13 protein-coding genes and 2 pseudogenes are annotated in these 18,295 nt (G+C 71.0%); 5 read left to right on the forward strand and 10 right to left on the reverse strand.

Features of this window, described 5'->3' with window-relative positions; translation table 11 throughout:
- Nucleotides 1-17: 17 nt before the first annotated feature.
- The 3 genes and pseudogenes from DCW30_RS07625 to DCW30_RS38205 all read right to left on the reverse strand — a co-directional run.
- The gene (locus tag DCW30_RS07625) at nucleotides 18-572 is read right to left on the reverse strand and encodes a cupin domain-containing protein (protein WP_076682586.1); all 555 of its coding nucleotides are present in this window, start codon (nucleotides 570-572) and stop codon (nucleotides 18-20) included.
- Nucleotides 569-1,645, reverse strand: a complete 1,077-nt coding sequence (locus DCW30_RS07630) for a type III polyketide synthase (protein ID WP_076682588.1) — start codon at nucleotides 1,643-1,645, stop codon at nucleotides 569-571. The genes DCW30_RS07625 and DCW30_RS07630 overlap by 4 nt, the downstream gene beginning before the upstream one ends.
- Nucleotides 1,646-1,734: 89 nt before the next feature.
- Nucleotides 1,735-2,292, reverse strand: a pseudogene (locus DCW30_RS38205) (transposase); the annotation flags it as partial.
- Nucleotides 2,293-2,657: 365 nt separating this feature from the next.
- On the opposite strand from DCW30_RS38205, the gene DCW30_RS38085 reads away from it, so the two are divergent.
- Nucleotides 2,658-3,125 (forward strand): Rossmann-fold NAD(P)-binding domain-containing protein, encoded by a 468-nt coding sequence (locus DCW30_RS38085; protein ID WP_123985569.1) that lies wholly within the window; start codon nucleotides 2,658-2,660, stop codon nucleotides 3,123-3,125.
- Between the two features lie 6 nt (nucleotides 3,126-3,131).
- On the opposite strand, the gene DCW30_RS07645 is transcribed toward DCW30_RS38085, so the two are convergent.
- Nucleotides 3,132-4,847: a SpoIIE family protein phosphatase gene (locus DCW30_RS07645; protein WP_076682590.1), complete on the reverse strand. Its 1,716-nt coding sequence runs from the start codon at nucleotides 4,845-4,847 to the stop codon at nucleotides 3,132-3,134.
- 590 nt (nucleotides 4,848-5,437) lie between these two features.
- Here DCW30_RS07645 and DCW30_RS37345 point away from each other — a divergent pair.
- From DCW30_RS37345 to DCW30_RS07665, 3 genes and pseudogenes are all read left to right on the forward strand, one after another.
- Nucleotides 5,438-5,596, forward strand: a pseudogene (locus DCW30_RS37345) (IS5 family transposase); the annotation flags it as partial.
- Between the two features lie 72 nt (nucleotides 5,597-5,668).
- On the forward strand, nucleotides 5,669-6,109 hold the full coding sequence (locus DCW30_RS07660; protein ID WP_076688470.1) for a MarR family winged helix-turn-helix transcriptional regulator: 441 nt from the start codon (nucleotides 5,669-5,671) through the stop codon (nucleotides 6,107-6,109).
- An 83-nt stretch (nucleotides 6,110-6,192) separates the two neighbouring features.
- The gene (locus DCW30_RS07665) at nucleotides 6,193-7,086 is read left to right on the forward strand and encodes an NmrA family NAD(P)-binding protein (RefSeq protein ID WP_076688472.1); all 894 of its coding nucleotides are present in this window, start codon (nucleotides 6,193-6,195) and stop codon (nucleotides 7,084-7,086) included.
- A gap of 525 nt (nucleotides 7,087-7,611) precedes the next feature.
- Here DCW30_RS07665 and DCW30_RS07670 read toward each other — a convergent pair.
- Both DCW30_RS07670 and DCW30_RS07675 read right to left on the reverse strand, forming a co-directional pair.
- On the reverse strand, nucleotides 7,612-9,000 hold the full coding sequence (locus DCW30_RS07670) for an MFS transporter (protein WP_211828066.1): 1,389 nt from the start codon (nucleotides 8,998-9,000) through the stop codon (nucleotides 7,612-7,614).
- 65 nt (nucleotides 9,001-9,065) lie between these two features.
- Entirely contained in the window at nucleotides 9,066-9,674 is a 609-nt protein-coding gene (locus DCW30_RS07675; RefSeq protein ID WP_076682594.1) for a winged helix-turn-helix domain-containing protein, read from the reverse strand.
- A gap of 277 nt (nucleotides 9,675-9,951) precedes the next feature.
- Here DCW30_RS07675 and DCW30_RS07680 point away from each other — a divergent pair, with 277 nt between their 5' ends.
- The gene (locus DCW30_RS07680) at nucleotides 9,952-10,545 is read left to right on the forward strand and encodes an LOG family protein (RefSeq protein WP_076682596.1); all 594 of its coding nucleotides are present in this window, start codon (nucleotides 9,952-9,954) and stop codon (nucleotides 10,543-10,545) included.
- A gap of 79 nt (nucleotides 10,546-10,624) precedes the next feature.
- Here DCW30_RS07680 and DCW30_RS07685 read toward each other — a convergent pair whose 3' ends face one another.
- The 4 genes from DCW30_RS07685 to DCW30_RS07700 are packed head-to-tail and all read right to left on the reverse strand — an operon-like array spanning nucleotide 10,625 to nucleotide 18,255.
- Nucleotides 10,625-11,875, reverse strand: coding sequence for a class I SAM-dependent methyltransferase (locus DCW30_RS07685; RefSeq protein WP_076682598.1), 1,251 nt, complete (start codon nucleotides 11,873-11,875; stop codon nucleotides 10,625-10,627).
- On the reverse strand, nucleotides 11,859-15,884 hold the full coding sequence (locus tag DCW30_RS07690) for a non-ribosomal peptide synthetase (protein WP_076682600.1): 4,026 nt from the start codon (nucleotides 15,882-15,884) through the stop codon (nucleotides 11,859-11,861). Before DCW30_RS07690 ends, DCW30_RS07685 begins: the two co-directional genes overlap by 17 nt.
- The gene (locus DCW30_RS07695; RefSeq protein ID WP_076682602.1) at nucleotides 15,881-17,149 is read right to left on the reverse strand and encodes a M20 family metallo-hydrolase; all 1,269 of its coding nucleotides are present in this window, start codon (nucleotides 17,147-17,149) and stop codon (nucleotides 15,881-15,883) included. The genes DCW30_RS07690 and DCW30_RS07695 overlap by 4 nt, the downstream gene beginning before the upstream one ends.
- Entirely contained in the window at nucleotides 17,146-18,255 is a 1,110-nt protein-coding gene (locus tag DCW30_RS07700) for a branched-chain amino acid aminotransferase (protein WP_076682604.1), read from the reverse strand. The genes DCW30_RS07695 and DCW30_RS07700 overlap by 4 nt, the downstream gene beginning before the upstream one ends.
- Between the last annotated feature and the right edge of the window lie 40 nt (nucleotides 18,256-18,295).

Raw genomic sequence — 18,295 nt, forward strand, 5'->3', positions numbered from 1 at the left:
CCTCGTCATTGCCGGCTTCACGTCGGCGGGTCGTGGCGCAGCGGGGTGAGCTGCTCGATGTCGTAGCGGCGGCGCAGCGAGGCGATGGCCTCACGGTCCACGGGCCCGTCGGCGGAGAGGATCTCCAGGAGTTCCTCGAAGTAGCGTTCGTGGTTCGGAGGCGGGGACGACTGGAAGAACATCCGCGCCGGGGCACCGGTGGGGTTGGCGAAGGCGTGCGGGCAGCCGGGCGGGACCAGGATGACTGTGCCGGGTGTGGCACGGACGACGCGCTCGCCGTTCGGCGACTGCCACCCCCGCCAGCCGTCCGCGGTGCGCACACGCGGCTCGAAGGCGAGAACGTCCAGTTCACCCTCAAGGACGTAGAACAGCTCCTCGCTGCGGGCATGGACGTGGGCTCCGACGTCGAAACCGGGTGGTACGAGCACCTCGAAGCTCGAGGAGAAGCGCGATCGCCCGCCGGTCACCTTGAACGTCACGTGCTGGGCGGCCGCACGCAGCGTCCGGCCTTCACCGGGCGGCATGACCAGGCCGCTGTCCGGGGCCGTCGTGATCAGAGGGTGGGCGCTCATCGGGCCTCCTGCTGTGCGGCGCGCGACGTGCGGCTCCACCGGCCCAGTGCCATTTCGGCGGTGATGCCGGGGCCGAAGCCCGCCAGCAGGCCACGCGCCTGGTCCGGGGCGCCCCCTTCGTCGAACAGCCGGCGCAGCGCGTCCAGAACGACGGCGCTCGCGATGTTCCCGTACTCGGTGAGCGTGGCCCGGCTGTGGCGGAACGCCACCGGCTTCACGTTCAGGAAGGTGCTCAGATCGTCGAGGATCCGTGGCCCGCCGGCATGCACGATGTAGAAGTCGAGGTCCGAGGCGTCCCAGCCGTGGTCGCCGGCGAGGTCGCGCAGCGCGGGAGCCAACGGCTCCATGGTGCCCGGCACGCGCTTGTCCAACAGGAAGTGGAAGCCGGTCGCCCGTACGTCGTACGCGATCCAGTCCTCCGTGTCCGGGATGAGATACGAACCGTTGCGCCCCAGCTGGACGCCGTGGCCGCCCGTCCCACGCATGACGGCGGCGGCCACCCCGTCGCCGAACAGGCCGTTGGACAGCAGCGATCCGATACCGAGGTCGGTGGGCTGGTAGCACAGCGAACAGAACTCACAGGCCACGATCAGCGCGTTCGCCCCCGGATGGGCCGTGCAGAAGTCGTGCGCCCGGTTGATCGCCGCTCCGCCCGCCGCGCAGCCCAACTGCGCGATCGGCAGCTGCCGCGTGGTGGACCGGAAACCTATCGTGTTGATCAGCCATGCGGTCAGCGACGGCATCATGAACCCGGTGCAGGACACATAGATGATCATGTCAATGTCCTCGGCCCGCAGCTCGCCGTCCTCCAGCGCACGCCGCACGACCAGCGGCACACGGGCCTTCGCCTCGGCCGCGTACAACCGGTTGCGCTCCTCGAAGCCCGGGTGCGCGAGTGTCTCCGCGATCGGCTGCACCAGATGCCGGGTCCGGACCCCGGTGTTCTCGATCAGACGCAACGCCAGGGGCAGCTGGGGGTGGTCCGCATGCCGCGAGCGCGCCAGCTCAAGCGTGTCCTCCATGGTGATGACGTGTTCCGGAACCGAGACGGCTGGCCGACACAAGGTCGCCATGCGACCCCCTCACTCCACCGGCACGAGAGTGCCTTCGTTGATCCAGACGCATCCTTAACGAACGCCTTCCCCCAAGGTCACCCTTCGTTGCCGAGGGTCGCGGCATGCTCGACGAGGTGTTCGCGGTGGCCGCCGTCGACCCGGACCTCGCGCAGGCCGGGGTGGGTGTCGGCCGCTTGCTAGAGGAAAGTGCGGCAAGCGGCGGAGTCCTGGACGCCGTGGCCGCGGTGACCATCACCGCCAGCAGCAGGACGAGGGTGTCGGCAATGATGCTGCGCTTGCGGCCCACCATCTCCTTGCCCGCGTCGATGCCCTGGCTCCGGGCTGGCACCGAGGTGGACGTCTTCACAACGGTGAGCGTCGATTACGCAGACCGACGAGCGCCTGTCTCGCCCTTCCTGCTGGCGTAACAACTCCCGCAGCAGACCGTTGAGCTGGGCGAAGATGCGGTCCTTCTGCCACATGGCGAAGTAGCCGAAGACCGACTGCCAGGGCGGGACACCGTGCGGGAGATAGGCCCACTGGCAGCCAGTGCGGCCCATGTACAGGATCACCTTCATGATCTGGCGCAGGTCATTCCGAGGCGGGCGTCCGAAGTCCAGGGCCCGGCCGCGGTGCTCGAAACGCCAGACGGACAGCACCGGCATCAGGAGGAAAACGACCCTCTTATCTGTTGGTCAGCGTCCCGTAGTTTGGCGTGGCCGTAGGCCACGGACATGCTTGGAGGCGCCTCCCTGTCGCCCTCGCCTCGGCCTGGGCACGCTCGCGTTCGGCGCCGGGCGGGGACACCGGGCCGCTTGGATCGACACAGGTGTCGTCGTCCGCCGGAGGCCGGGGGCGTTGCCCTTCCGGGGCCTCCTTTGCCGATGTCCGTTTGCGAGATCCGGCCGACTCGTACGTCCCGACGTCCCTAGTACGTCTGGCGCGGCAGGGCGCCGATGCCGCCGACCGGGATGTCGGTGTCCGCTGTGTTCGCCGTATCCTCCATTTCCCGCTGCTGTCCGTACCGTCCATGGCTTCCCGGTTCGCGTCGTCGGACAAGGACGGCTCGTCGTCCGGAAGCGGAATGAGCAGCACGTCCGCTCCCGTGGCGACGTCCGAGCACAGCAGCGCGTCATCACTCTGCGATCGGTCGCTCGACGACGGCTGCGAGGTCGTGTGCCTGGACGATTTCGTCACCGGCAGCCGCGCCAACGTTGCCGAACTGCGTCGGCGCGACGGCTTCCGCTTCATACACGGCGACGCGACCGACCCCGCCGTCTGGCACACTCTGGCCGACCGCTTCGACCTCGTCCTGCTTTTCGCCTGTCCGACCTCCCCCCCCCCGCCGATTACCGTTGCGGCGTGCGAACGGATCGCCGGATGTCCAGCAGCCACAGCAGGTGATCGGCCAGCACCCGGCGCCGATGCGAGCCGAGTTCGAGCTCACCGGCCACTGGATCGGGCACGCTCGTCGGCTGACGACCCCGGCGCAAGCTGAGGCAACTCAGCGGGGCGTGCGTACAGCGAGGAGAGCGACGTCGTCGTGACCTGTTGGATGGGCGCGCCGCAGCAGTTCGTCAGTGAACGACGTGAGCGGGCGGTGCGCGAGCGCCGCGGCGTGCTGCCGGAGACGTTCCATGCCGTCGTCGAGGGAGGAGCCCGGGGTCTCGATGAGACCGTCGGTGTACAAGATCAGGGTGGAACCCGGTGGGTGCTGTGCGGTGGCGTCGGCGCGCGTTGTGTGCTGCCGCAGGCCGGTGCCCAGCAGGAGTCCGTGCCCGTCGGTGAGGTAGTTCGCCAGGCCCTCTCGGGTGACCAGCAGTGGCGGGGGGTGGCCGGCGTTCGTCCAGGTGAGTTGCCATGCGTTGTCGGCGCTCTGGGCCAGACGGGCGAAGACCAGCGTGGCCATGGTGACGTCGGTGAGGGGCTGGATCGCCTCGTCCAGGTGTGTCACGACCCGGCTGGCGGGATGCTGCTGGGACCAGGCGTAGGCGCGCAGGATGTTCCGCATCTGGGCCATGCCCGCAGCCGCCTCCAGGTCGTGGCCGACGACGTCCCCAATGGCCAGGGCGATCGCGCCGTCCGGCAGCGTGAATGCGTCGTACCAGTCCCCGCCGACCTGCGAGGCGTCGGGTGCGGGCAGATAGCGGACGGCCATCTCCAGTCCCTGCACCTGGGGCATCTGCGGCAGCAGATACTTCTGCATGGTCTCCGCCACCGCGCGCTGGCGCTGGAAGAGTCGGGCGTTGTCCAGCGCCAGCGCGGCGCGGCGGCCGATGTCCTCGAACAGCGGGATGTCGGGGTCCGTGTAGTTGCCCGGTGTCGTGGACCGGCCCAGCGTCAGAGCGCCCAGGACGTCACGCGCGCCGCGCAGCGGCACGATGGCCGCGGAGTGGATGCCGGTGGCCTCGAACAGTCTGCGCTGCTCCACTGCGATTCCTGAGTCGGGTGCGCCCCGGTAGGTCTCAGGGCCTGCCAGAGTGGATGCGACCCCGCGCAATGCCCGTGACAAGGGCATGGGCGACTCCTCCGGGACCGGCGGCATCGGTCCTTCAAGGTCCGTGCGGTGCTGCAGCGCGCTCCCGTCGGCTCGCACCACAGCCTTGCGCCACACTTCGTCCCGCTCCACGATCAGGTCGATGACCACCCAGTCCGCCAGCCTCGGCAGGACCAGGCCTGTAAGCCGCCGTACTGCCTCATCGGCGTCCAGGGTGGAGGTCAGCCGTGTGGTGGTCTCGGCCAGCAGGGCCAGCCGCTCCACCTCAGTGAGCGGAACAGCAGGGCGGCCGGCAGTATGTCCTGCCGACTGCGGGGGATCAGGAGAATGGAAAATCACGAGCGTGCCGGTCTCCTGGCCACCGAGCTCGTACGGCGTGAGCAACCACGATACGGAGAGTACGGAGCCGTCGCCGCGGGCGAAGAATTCCTGGTCGCCCTGGGCCGTCCGGCCGCCGTGGAACGCCTGGCGCATCCCGCACTGCGCCGCGGCCAGCGGCTGGCCGTGCGCCCCACGGTGCAGCAGTTCGTGCGCGTCCTGCCCGACCATGTCTCCCGCGCTCCTGCCCAGCAGCCGAAGCGCAGCGGCGTTGACCGCGAGCATCCGGCCCGCTTTGTCCACCACGTAGGCGCCGCTCTGGATGGACTCCAGAGCGCCCGCTGAAGAACCGGTCGATGCCTCCCCAGCCCGCGCAGGGCCCTTGCTGTGCCCCTTCTCCGGCACCTGCCGCCTCCTCAGATTGCACGCACTCTCGTCAATCCTCCCTCATCATGCCGCTGCGTCCTGCCTTCACACCCTCGCGGCGCCGCTCATGTTTCCTCCACATCCCACGCATCCCGTCGCAGTAAGAGCGCATTGTTCAGGCTGTTGGCACCTGCGCCGAAGACCTCCCGCCGGCCGCGGCGCGAAATCGAGCAGTCCGGGAAGCGTGCGGTGCGGCCCGGGCACCCGTGCGCGCCTCGCACGGCACGTAGTCCACCGGGTCCGTACTCAGCGACCCGGGCGTTCTTGTCCCGGCCTGTCGCAGGGCGCCGGTCTCCTCATCGCGCATGGTGTGGGTCAGACCTCTCCGCGCCTTACAGCGCGTCGCACTCGCCCGCCACGTCCTCCTCAGCCCCAGAGAGGTGAACTGCCGGGCGGCAGCCCTGCCGCGTAGCTCTGAGGGGACGTGTCGTAGCGGATGGCGATTTCGCGCCAGTTCTTGAGCTTCTGGAAGCAGCGTTCCACGGTGTCGCGCTACTGCCGGTAGCGTTCCATGTCGAAGGCGACGGGGCGACCGCAGGCCGAGCCCTGCCTCCGCCGGTTGGCAGGACATGGCGGAACGGCGTGCGTATCCAAGTGATCTATCGAATGCCCGCCGGGAGTTGATCGAGCCGGTGCTGTCCACCTGGCCCTTCGAACGACGCGTCCGGGCCCTGGACTTCAGACGCCCGCCCGGGCATGACCTGCGCGAGATCATGAATGTGATCCTGTAGGTGGATCGCATGGTCCGCCTGCCCGCGACGAGTAGGCTGATCGTTCATTATCGGACAGGGGAGGCCTGCGTGGACTATGGCGACAAGCTCTTCTGGCTCTCGGTCGTGATTCAACGCAAGTACGCGCAGGTGTGCGCCGAGTTCGACCTGACCCCCTCGCAGGCCACGCTGCTCTGCGCAGTCAGGAACGAGCCGCGGCAGATGGCTGACCTCGCCGCGTCGTTGGGTATGACCAAGAACGCATTGAGCCAGCTGGTCGATCGCACCGCGCGGCGCGATTTGGTCGGCCGGGCAAGCTTGGCGCAGGACCGGCGGATCGTCATGCTCAGCGCGACGCCCACGGGGAAGGTGCTCGCCGAGGCCGTTTACGCCGAGATCACCAAGCGCCTGCCCGAGATCGCGAGGAACCTCGACGCCGACGACCAGCGCGATTTCGAGCGCGTGGCCACCGCCATCGTGGACACCTCGGATCTCTCATCGCCCACCTCGACCCAACCCATCACACCGTGAGGTCCCGCTACACCCACCTCTTGCCGTAGTTCATGCCGTGAACTAGTTTCGTTCACGGCATGAACTAGTGAAGGGTGGCAGTGGTGAGCACACAGAGGACCGGCACGATCGCAGTCTTCGGCGCGACCGGGCAACAGGGCGGGGCGGTGGTCGACGCGCTGCTGGACCACAAGGCGCCGGTGCGGGCTCTGGTCCGCAGCCTGCAGTCTGACCGGGCTCAGGCGCTGGCCGCCCGCGGCGTCGAGCTGGCGGCCATCCGGGCCGACGACCCGGCGTCGCTGGCCACCGCACTGGCGACGGTCGAGGCGTTCTACTTCATGACCCCGGAGGCGAACAGCCTCGAAGAGGTCGAGGCGGAGATCCGGGTCGGTACCGCGCTCGTTGACGCGGCGGCCGAGACGGGTGTCCCGCACGTCGTGTTCAACTCGGTCTTCGGAGCGGACCGGGAGTCGGGTGTGCCGCACCACGACTCGAAGCACTGGATCGAGGAGCACCTGCGGAAGTCCGGCCTGATGAGGGCCACGATGGTTCGCGCGACCGCCTTCATGGAGAACTTCGTGACCGTGATGGCACCGAGCCTTGAGCATGGGGAGATCGTGCTGAGGCTGCCGCTGCCGGAGGACGTCGCCCTGAAGATGATCTCGGTCAGGGACATCGGCCGGGTCGCCGCCGCGCTCCTGCTCGACATCGCGGAGGCGCCCGGCGGAGTCGTCGAGCTCGTCGGCGACGAGCTGACGGGCCCCCAGATCGCCGCGGCGTTCGGCGCGCGCGCCGGGCTCCCGGCACGGTACGAGACCCTCCCGTTGAGCGTGCTTCCCAACGACCTCGACAGGGCGATGTTCCGCCAGTTCGCGAAAGCGCAGAAAAACTCCTCGGACCTCGCGGTGGTGCGCTCGATCGAGCCGGCCACCTTGAACCTGGTCGAGTGGCTCCGAGCCACCGGCTGGACCGCACCCGCAGACGTGGCTGGTTCCTGAGCCTCCGGCCGCGATGAACGCCCCGCGATCGCGCCCTCGCTCTCGGCGCTCTGGGCACGGCAACGCATCCGCCAACGGTTGCAGTAGTCACGAAGCTCACGAGGCGTGCTCGAGGCCGACACCGGCACAATCGTTGCCGAGAGGCCACCGGTCGACGGCGAGGTGAAGATTCACGTTCAGGACGTCCCGGGTGCCAACCGAAAGACCTCGCCTACTACGCCCACGAGGCCGCCGCGCCGGCGTCCGGACCCGTGTAGCGGATGGCCTGTGGAAGCTTGGCCATGCCGACCATCCGCACCGGCGCTGGACGCCGTTGTGCATCAGGCGGAAGCTCAGGTCATTCCCCAGCTGCTGACGCGAGCCGCCGATGAGGCGGTCCGTGTCCGTCCCCCCAGAGCACGACGAGAAGCTCCCGTTGGGATGCAGCGTCAAAGGAGCGTCGCAACCGACCAAGACGACGCCTCATGCATAAGCCGTCAGCATCACCTCGCTGGACGGCAGCAGGTGCCGCTACGGGCTGCGGTGCTATCCATGCGGGTCGGGCAGCGGTGTCTGCGCGGGGGCGGGGGGCGTGGCGTTCGCCGGGGTCTCCGGGGTGTTGCGGGCGCCCAGTACGAGCAGGGCCATCAGGCCGGCGGCCAGGTAGAGCACGGCCTGCGCGTTCAGCAGCGGTACCGGGCCCAAGCGTTCGGCGAGCAGGCCCGCAAGGGCCATGCCGATGGCCTGCGCGCCGTTGGACACGGTGTAGAAGGAGCCGAGTGCCCGGCCCAGGTGGTCGGCGGGGACCCGCTGCTGGACCATCCCGAGCACCCCGGCGTAGTAGACGCCACCGGGCAGGCCCACCATGGCGAACAGGGCGACGTACACGCCGAAGGCGGTCGTGACCATCGGCGCGTTCCAGATCAGCAGCGCCAGTCCCGAGAAGGACAGCGCTCCCCAGGTGATCAGCGGCCTCGGGTGCACGCGGGTGCCCAGGAAGCCCAGCGCCAGGCCGCCCGCGATGCCGCCGATGCCCTGGACGCTGCGCAGCAGGCCGATCTCGGCGTCGGTGCCGTGCAGGGTGGTGGCGACGAAGACGACGAACAGCACGACGAACAGGCCCTGGCCTATGGCGCAGAGGATGGCCGCGAGGAAGGAGACGCGTAGGCGGCGGTCGCCGGTGATCACCGCGACGCCTTCGCGCCAGTGCCGGTACATGCGGCCGGGGCCCGCGGCAGCCGCAGGGTCGGTCGCCTCGGCGCGCTGGGCCCTCTCGCCGGCCGCCGAGCCCGCGGACACCGACGTGGCCACCGGTCCCCCCGGCGCGCTCCCTGTCGCGGCCGCCTCCGACCCGGGCCCGACCTGCGCGCGTTCGGGCCGACGGATCCGGCTGACCACCCCGGCGGTCAGGAGCAGGCCGATGACCGAGCCCGCCGCCACCGGGCGCAGTCCCCCGGCGACCACGACGCCGCCGAGCAGACTGCCGCCCAGGCGGCCGAGGTTGGAGTTCAGGACGACCAGGTTGCTGGCCGCCGCCCTCTGCCCGGGCTCCACGAGGTCGGGCAGCAGCGCGTTCTTCGACGTCAGGACGAACTGCGCGCACACCGCGCGCCCCGCGATCACCGCGTAGACGAGCCACAGCTGGTCGCCGGAGGTGACCGGAAGGAGCAGGGCCGCCAGGGCCGCGTGCAGCAGCGTGCCGACGAGCAGCAGCTTCTTGCGGTCGTACCGGTCCGCGGCGATCCCGGCAAGGGAGCCCACGAGGACGCCCGGGGCGAGTTCGATCAGGAAGGCGAGGGACGTCGTCATCGCCGATTCGGTCATGCGGTAGACGAAGATCGGGATGGCGGTGACCAGCATCCAGTCGATCGTGTCGTCGAGCAGCCCGGCCACCCATAAGGCGCGGAAGCGCGGGTTGCGTATCGGGGAGTTCACGGAGTTCCGGACGGACCCGGCAGAAGCCGCGGACCCGGCGGACTTGTTCCGGCGGAGTACGGGGGTCAACTCTGCTCCCTGGGCCGGCGGAACGCCTGGACGCTGAAGCTGATCTCGGCCGCGTCGGGCGGCACGTCACGGCGGTCGGCGATGATGTACGGGCGTACCAGCAGGTCGATCACCGAGGTCAGGTGGAGGAGCTCGTCCGGCGTGAGGGCGAGTGCGTAGGAGTCGAACACCGCCGCCCGCTGCCACGGCTCCTCCAGTGAACCGAAGTTGGCGAGGAAGTGCCGCACGAGACGGGTGAGCTCGCCCAGCTCGGCCCCGACGACCGCCGAGTGGGCGGCGAGCGACTCGGGGCCCTGACCGTCCGGCAGGAAGTCGAAACCGGTGGAGACCGCGCGCCACGGCCGGTCACGGGCGTCGGAGCCGTCCTCCGCCTCGACGCGCTCCACCAGTCCGTACCGGTGGAGCAGGCGGAGGTGATAGCTGCAGTTGGAGGCCGAGTCGTCGACCGCCTCCGCGCAGCGGCTCGCGGTGTCCGGCCCCTTGCGCATGAGGTGGTGCAGCAGGCGGAGGCGCAGAGGGTGCGCGAAGGCTCCCAGGACGCGCACATCAGTGATCGGGACCCGTCCGGGGCGGGCAACGGGGTTCGCTCGGGACTTGAAAGACATCTTTCAATCCTGCGTCGGCACGCCGTCGGGCGCAAGGCTCCGCCCCGGAAAGGCGATCACATTGGCGCAATTTGGGGGGATTTACGCCTACCCGCTCGCGCTGAGAGGCGAAAGCCTTCGCCTGACTTGAAATATATATTTCACTTTGTGGAAATGACCGGACAGCGTGGAGTCCTCCCCCTCGGGTGGAAATACGCCGGTGCGCGGCGAGATTCCCGAGGAATTCCTCTAGCCTGCCGAAGAGAACCCGACCACCGTCCCAGGAAGGGAATTCGACATGGCTTTTCCCACATCGAGCTCGCGGCGCATCGGCGTGCTCTGCGGTTCGCGCTGCGGCCGTACGCCGCACTACGTGGAGATGGCGGCCGCGCTCGGCGAGGGGCTCGGGCTCCGTGGCGCCGATCTGGTCTACGGTGCGGGCGGCGCCGGCGTCATGGGCGCCGTCTCCCAGGCCGCGCACCGGTCCGGAGCCAAGGTGACCGGGGTGATCCCGCACGCGCTGCACGAGCGCGAGCGGGCGGTCGAGGCGTGCGGCGAGATTTTCGTGGTGCCCAGCATGCACGAGCGCAAGGCGCTGATGTACCGGCTGTCGGACGCGTTCCTGGTGCTCCCGGGTGGATTCGGCACGCTCGACGAACTGATGGAGGTGGCCACCTGGAACCAGTTGGGATATCACCGAAAGCCGGTCGTCCTCGTCAATGTCCAGGAATTCTTCCAGCCGCTGATATCGATGCTGGACCGTATGTGCGAGGAAGGTTTCTTCACGCCCCGGGAGCGTTCCATCGTCAAGGTGGCCGACGCTCCGGATGCGGCACTCGACCTGCTGGGGCTCCCCCGCCCGGCGCCCGTGACCCAGATGGCCCCCGCCTGAGCGGGAGGAAGGGTAAGGGGGGTGGGCCCCACACCGGTCGGTGTGGGGCCCACCCCCCTTACTTCCCGTCCGCGGCCGCCTACGCTGCCGACGGGGCCGACACGGCCCGCAGGTGCGGGAACGACGGGGTGGTGAGCCGGATTCGCAGGTCGCGCAGTTCGTCGCGGTTCGGCACTCCGCCGCGGTCGGTGAGCAGCTCACGGACCGTGCGTTCGCCGTCCGCCACGTCCGGCAGCCACGGCACGACCGGCGCGGGGCCGGCGACCAGTGGCTGGGGGACGTCCAGCGGCCGGTAGCCGCCCGCACGTCCCATCACCCACACCCGCTCGCTCGTCGTCACGGGGACGAACGCGGTGTCCAGGAACGCCTCGTCGCGGTCCGACTCGCGCAGGGCGGGCCACGGGTTGTCCGTGCGGCGCAGGTAGAACCACAGCAGCGGACTTCGGTCGACGCTCAGCGCCTGGGTGACCTGCCAGCGCTCCACCTCGGTCAACCTGGCTGCCCGGCCCCTCAGTTGTGCGTCGTCGCAGGGCACCCGCCAGTCGTAGAGGTCGAGGCCGGTGGCGAGCGGGCTGGCGCAGGGCGCCTCCAGGGCGAGCCCGGCCGTGCCTGCCGTCTCGTGCAGAGTGCGGACGGTGAAGTTGCGCTCGCAGGGGTTGAGCCAGCTGTCCGCGAACTGCTCCTCCGGCTCCCCGAGGTCGGCGCGCAGCTGGCGGGTGAGTTCGCTGTCGCGGGTGAGGGAGCCGGCGACGCGGCGGGCGAACCAGAGGTCCTGTTCGCGTCCGAGCAGCCGCATCGCCTCCTGGAACGCGGTGATCTCGCGCCGGTGGTAGGCGTTGTAGACCATGAGTTCCAGGACGCCGGTCGGTTTCAGGGCGGCGGCGAGGCGGGCGAGGAGCATCCCGGGGTCGGGGTGGTGGTGGATCACCCCGGTGCACACGACGTAGTCGAACTCCTGCCGGTACGGGGCGTCGCTTATACCCTCCTCGCGCAGGGTCAGGTTGGTCGCGCCGATCTGGTCGCGTGCGGTGCGGCACAGGTCCAGGGAGTCCGTGGAGACGTCGCTGCCGACGACCTGGGCGGCGGGGAAGCGCAGGGCGACGATCAGCGCCTGGTTGACGCCGCAGCCGGGCACCCACACGCGGGCGTCAGGCGGGAGGCGCCGGTGGGTGAAGTCGCCCAGCTCCTGTGCGAGGAGAGCTGGGTGGTGGGACGGGTCGTCGGGAGCGGTGAGACGGGTGGCGTGCCAGGGGTAGGGGAACTCGGAGTAGAACTCACCGATGATCTGTTCGGCGTCCGTGTCGGCGGCCCTGTCAGTGTGCGTGGTCATCGCGTGACCTTCCTCCTCGGGTGATCAGTTCCGCCAGCGCCGCCGCCGAGGAGGCCGCGGCGGGCAGTTGCATCATTTGCAGGTGGTCGCCGCCCACCTGGATGTGCTTGACCGGTCCCCCGGCGTGCTCCTGCCACTGCGCCACGAGGAGGATCTGGTCGTCGCCGTCCTTCTCCTGGGAGGTCAGGACCGTCATCGGGCCGTCGTAGAAGCCGACTTCGTAACCGCCGAGCGTTTCGAGCTGGCGCTGCCAGATGAGCAGCACGTCCTGGGGGAAGAGGGAGTAGTCGCGGCAGGTGGCGGGATCGATGCCCATGGCCTGGAACAGGTCGCCGCGCAGCACCGCCTGGAACTCTGCCTCCCGCTCCTCGTCGTCGGCCAGGCCAAGCTTGGTCCGGATACGGCGCAGTTGGCGCACATAGCCGCGCCAGCGGGTGTTCTCGTGCGGGGTGGAAGGGTCGAGCAGCACCAGGTGGGCGACGTCCCCACCGAGCGCGCGGAGCTGCCGGGCGGTCTCGAACGCGGTGACGCCGCCCGCCGACCAGCCGACCACGTTGACCGGACCGGACACGGTGTCGAGGATCTCCGCGGCGTAGCGGGCGGCGGTGTCCTCCAGACGGTCGTCGCCGTCGGGTTCCTCGCCGCGCAATGCCCCGAGTGTGAGCCCGTACAGCGGGCCCTCGCCGCGCAGGATCTCGACGATGTGGCGGTAGCAGAAGACCGTGCCGCCCAGGGGGTGGACGAACACCGTGGGCACGCCGTCGCCGTCGAGGGCGAGCGGCGCCATGCTGCGGCCGCCGCCGGGCGGCTGCGCCGTCTCGCCGAGCGCGGCGGCGATCCCGGCGACCGTCGGGTCCTGCAGGAAGCGGGCGAAGGTGAACTGGGCGCCGAGCAGGCCGCGCAGGCGGGCGACCACGGTCAGGACGAGCAGGGAGTTTCCGCCGAGGCCGAAGAAGTTGTCGTCCGGGCCGAAGGCGTCGGGGGCGAGGCCCAGCACCTCCGCCCATGCCCGGGTGACGGCTTCCTCAGCGGGCGTGCGCGGGCCCCGGGGTCCGCCGGTGGCCCCGCCGCCCCACTCGGGCTCGGGCAGAGCTGCCCGGTCGACCTTGCCGTTGGCGTTGAGCGGAATCGTTGCGAGCTCCAGGACCCGGGCGGGCACGAGATGCGCGGGCAGGGTGCGGACGAGCTCGGCGCGCAGGGCGGCGGCGTCGAAGGCACTGCCCGGGTCCGGCACGACGTGCGCGACCAGGGCGGGGGCGCCGGCGGGCGTGTCGGCGGTGACCACGAGGGCCTGGCAGACGCCGGGGGCCGCGACGAGGGCGGCCTCGACCTCGCCCGGCTCGACCCGGTAACCACTGATCTTGACCTGGTGGTCGGACCTGCCGAGGAACTCCGCCTGCCCGTCGGGCAGCCAGCGGCCGAGGTCACCGGTGCGGTAGAGCCGTGCGCCGGGCGGGCCGTACGGGTCGTCGAGGAACCGCTCGGCCGTGGCAGCGGGCCGGTTCGCGTAACCGCGGGCGACGCAGGCCCCGCCGATGTGGATCTCGCCGACGACACCGGGTGGCACGGGCGCTCCGTCGCCATCCAGGACGTAGAGCGTCGTGTTGGGGATGGGCCGTCCGATGGGCAGGGTGGCCGGTGCGTCGGCCTCGCGCGCTCCCGGGGCGGCGGGGGGCGGTATCTCGTACGCGCTGTTGGCCACGGTCGCCTCGGTCGGTCCGTACTCGTTGAGCAGCGGTACGTCGGGGGCGAGCGCGCGCCAGGCGGCGAGGGCCGCGGGCGGGAACGCGTCGGCGCCGACGACGAGCAGCCGGGCCAGGCCGCGGGCCTGCGCGGGGGTGAGCTGGGCGGTGAGCAGTTTCAGATGGCCCGGGGTCAGCTTGATGAAACTGTAGGGGGCCCCACCCGCGAGGACCTCGCCGAGGCGGTCCGGCGGAAGACCGTCCGGGGCCAGGGCCACGGACTGGCCGGTGAGGAGGGGGGTGTACAGGTCGGGCACCACCATGTCGAAGGCCATGGAGGAGAAGAGCGGGGCACCGCCGTCACCTTCGGCCGCATACCGGCTCACGCACCAGGCGAGGAAGTTGGCGAGCCCGCGGTGCTCCACGAGCACGCCCTTGGGCCTGCCGGTCGAGCCGGAGGTGTGGATGACGTACGCGAGCGCGCCCGCGTCCGGCCCCCCTGGCAGGTCACTCTCGGCGTGGACGGCGATGGCGGGCCACGCCTCGTCGAGCGCGACCACGTCGCCGCCGAGGGACGCGGCCCGTCCGGCCAGAGACGATTCGGTGACGACCAGGCGCGCGTCGGTGTCCTCGACGACGAAGGCCAGCCGGGGGTCGGGGAAGGTTGGGTCGAGCGGCACGTACGCGGCGCCGGCCTTCCACACGGCGAGGCAGGCGACGACGAGGTCCGGCGAGCGGCGCAGGAGCAGCGCGACGCGGTCGTGCGCGGCCACACCGTGATCCACCAGGTAGCGGGCCAGCCGGTTGGCCCGCCCGTTCAGCTCGCCGTAGGTCAACGTTCGTGTCGCGCCGCCCAGTTCGCGTACGGCCACGGCCTCGGGGGTGCGGCGGACCTGTTCTTCGAAGAGCCGGTGCACGCACCGGTCCTCGAACGGCGCGCTGCCTCCTTCGGCGAACCGCTCCAGCACCTCGGCTCGGCGGTGCTCCGGCATGACGGGCAGGTCGGTGAGGGGGGTCTCGGGCGCCGCCAGGGCGCGGTCGAGCAGCGCGGTGAAGCCTTCGGCCAGCGCGCGCACGCCGGTTGCGTCGCAGACGGCGGTGCGGTAGGTGAACTCGCCGGTCAGGCCCTCGGCGTCGGGCCTCAGCACGAGCATCAGGTCGGTCTTGGGCGCGTGGTCGGGGAAGGGGAACGCGGTCGCCGCGCAGCCGGGCAGGCGCAGTGCGGGCGCCGTGTCGTGGTCGAGTTCGAAGAACACGTTGAACAACGGGTTGCGCAGCCCCGAGGAGGCGGCGGTGCGCACGATGTCCAGGACGTCCTCGAACGGCACCCGTACGTGCTCGAAGGCGTCGAGCACGGTGTCGGTCACCGTGTCCGTGGCGTCCCGGAAAGTGAGGTCCGCTCGGACGCCGCTGCGCAGGGCGAGGGTGTTGAACAGGGGGCCGACGGCCGGGCGCGCTTCCTCGGTCAGCCGGGTGGACGCGGTCGTTCCGATGGTCACCTCCTCCGTGCGGCACAGCCGCGCGAGCAGGGCGGCGTACGCGGTGAGCAGGACGGCATAGCGCGTGGTGTGCGCCTCGCGGGCGTATGCGTCGACCCGCCGGACCAGGGGCGCGGACAGCGCGAAGCGGTGCCCGGCCCCGTCGCGGTCCGTGCGACCGGGGGTACCGGTCAGGGGCAGCGCCAGGGGTTGCGCGCCGTCGAGGCGACGGCTCCAGTAGGCGAGTCCTTCGGCGTGTTCCTTCTCGGAGACCGTGGCGTGGCGGAAGTACTCGGGGGTGTCGTCGTGCGGAAACGGCCGCGGGGCCGGCTGCGTCCCCGGGGACGGGCCGGCACCGGTGCGGTTCGCATAGGCGCGGCTCCAGGCGTCGTACAGGATCTGCACGGAGTCGCCGTCGCAGACGGCGTGGTGCAAGTGGAGTGCGACGACGTGGTCCTCGGGGCCGAGGCGTACCAGCATGCCGCGCAGCAGGGGGCCGTTCTCCAGGTCGAAGGGGACGCGTGCGGCGGCGGCGACGCGCTCCCGCGCGGTGTCCTCGGCGGCGGTCGCGGACAGGGTGCCGAGGTCGGTCTCCGCCAGCGGGGCGGCGAGGTCCGGATCGGCCACCAGGGACAGGCCGTTGTGGCCGTAGCGCGCGAAGCGGGAACGCAGCAGGGGTTGTCCGGCGAGCACGTCGCCGAGTGCGGCGCGCAGTGCGCTCCGGTCCAGGGGCCCGGTCAGGCGCACGGCGGTGGAGACGGTGAACTCAGAGCTTATCGGGTCGAGTTGGGAGGCGAGCCACATGCCCCGCTGGATGGGGTGGGCGGGCTGCCGGGTCGCGGTGGTCATGACGTCGTTCCCTCCAGGAGGGCGCAGCCGAGCAGGACGTCGGCGCCCCGGACGAGGTCGGCGGGCGCGGTGCGTTCGTAGGGGACGTGGCTCGCGCCCTCCTCGCTGGGCACGAAGATCATGCCGGTGGGGGCGATGCGGGCCATCCACTGGGCGTCGTGTCCGGCCCCGCTGGGCAGGGTGACGCTGGACAGGCCGAGGGCGTCGGTGGCGCGGCGCACGGTGTCCCGCCGGTCCGCGTCGCAGGGGGTGGGGCTCACCCGTTGCACCTCGGCGACATCGACGCGGGTGCCGGTGGACCGGGCGGCCTCTTCGCCCAGTACCCGCAGCCGGTCGAGGCCGGCCTCCAGGTTGTCCTCGGACATGTCGCGCAGGTCGACGACGAGCGTGGCCCCACCCGGGACGACATTCCACGCGCCGGGCGAGACCCGGCAGTCGCCGACGGTGGCGACCCTGACCACGCCGTCGGCGCCGGTGAGTCCGGGGACGCCGACCGTGATCCGGGCCGCGGCGAGCAGCGCGTCGTGGCGGTCGGCCATGGGGGTGGTGCCCGCGTGATTGGCCTGGCCCCGGACGGTGACCTCGGCGCTGAGGCGCCCGGAGATGCCCTCGACGATGCCGATCTCGGCGCCGGAGCCGATGAGCACCGGCCCCTGCTCTATGTGCAGTTCGAGGTAGGCGGCGACGGAGCCGGCGCTCCGGCGGACGTTGTCGACGCGCAGGCTGTCACCTCCGGCGGCGTCCAGGACCTGGGCGAGGGAGCGGTCCTCCCCGGCGACGGGCAGTTCCAGTTCGCCGGGGGTGAGGCAGCCGGCGACGGCGCGGGATCCGAACATGGCCGGGGTGCCGGTGGTGCCCTCCTCGTTGCTGAACGCCATCACCGTCAGCGGCCGGTCGAGCGGGGTGCCGCGTTCGTGCAGTGTGCGGGCGGCCTCGACGGCCGCGAGGACGCCGTACGCCCCGTCATAGGCGCCGCCGCCGGGGACGGTGTCGAGGTGGGAGCCGAGCACCAGCGTCGGGGCGTCCGGGTCGCGGCCCGGACACGTGCCGACGAGGTTGGCCGCGGCGTCCACGTGGACCGTGAGTCCGGCCTCGCGCATCAGCCCGGCCACGAACTCCTGTCCCTTGACGTCCTCGTGGGTGAAGGCGCGGCGCGTCACGCCGCCGTCGCCGGTCGCCCCGATGGCGCGCAGCCGCTCCAGGGTGTCCAGCAGCCGGGCCGCGTCGACGCGCGCCGGACTGAGCGAGGTGGTGGTCGTGGTCATCGCCGTGCCCCCGTCGTCGTGGAGTGCCGCCAGCCGTGGACGTCGGGGATCAGCCCTCGGTGGTGGGCGAGCAGCCGTTCCTTGACGGCGCTGGTGACGGGTCCCGTGGCGCCGTCTCCGACGGTCCACTCGCGCTCGCCGTCGCGGACGCGTCCGACGGCCGTGACCACGGCGGCCGTGCCGCACCCGAACGTCTCGGTGATCAGTCCCGACACGCACGCCTCGCGCCATTCGTCGAGGGCCACGGGCTCCTCACGGACGCGGTAGCCGAGTTCGGTGGCGACGGCGATGACCGAGTCGCGGGTGATGCCGGGCAGGAAGTTGCCGTTCAGCGGCGGGGTGACGACGGTGACGTCGTCGCCGCTGCCGCGGACGAAGAACAGGTTGGCGCTGCCCATCTCCTCCACCCAGCGGCGCTCCACCGCGTCCAGCCACACCACCTGCTGGCAGCCGGCCCGGCCGGCGGCGAGCTGGGCGGGCATGGTGGGCGCGTAGTTGCCGGGTGTCTTGGCGCTTCCCGTCCCTCCGGGGAAGGCACGGGCGTAGTCGCGGCAGACCCACGCGGAGACGCCGTCGGAGCTGTCCCCGAAGTAGCTGCCGATCAGGAAGGAGATGACGACGACGGTGTACTCGCGGGCCGGACGCGGCACCACGTTGGCCTCGGAGGCGAACATGTACGGCCGCAGGTACAGGCTGTGCCCGGGGCGGTCCGGGACGACGTCGGTGTTCGCCTCGACGAGGCGGTCCATGGCATCGACGAAGAGGTCGTCGGGCAACTCGGGCATGGCCAGGCGGCGGGCCGAACTCCGGAAGCGACGGGCGTGGTCGCGGGGCCGGAAGAGGGCGAACGAGCCGTCGGGCTGGCGGTGCGCCTTGAGCCCTTCGATGATGGACTGGCCGTAGTTGAGCGCGGCGGTCGCCGGGGAGATGGACAGGTTCTCGTGCGGGCCGAGCCGGGGCACGGTCCAGCCGTCGTCCTCGGTCCACCGCAGCGTCACCATGTGCGGGGTGAAGTCGCCTATCTCCGCCTTCCCGATGCCGGACTCGCCCGGCGAGGTCGCGCCGGCGGCGTGAGTGGGTGCGGGTGCGGCACTGCTGACGGTCATCTGGTGGTCCTCACGTGCTCGGTTGCTGGCAGAGGTCCTG

Source organism: Streptomyces alfalfae, assembly GCF_004127445.1.
GTDB lineage: Bacteria > Actinomycetota > Actinomycetes > Streptomycetales > Streptomycetaceae > Streptomyces > Streptomyces alfalfae.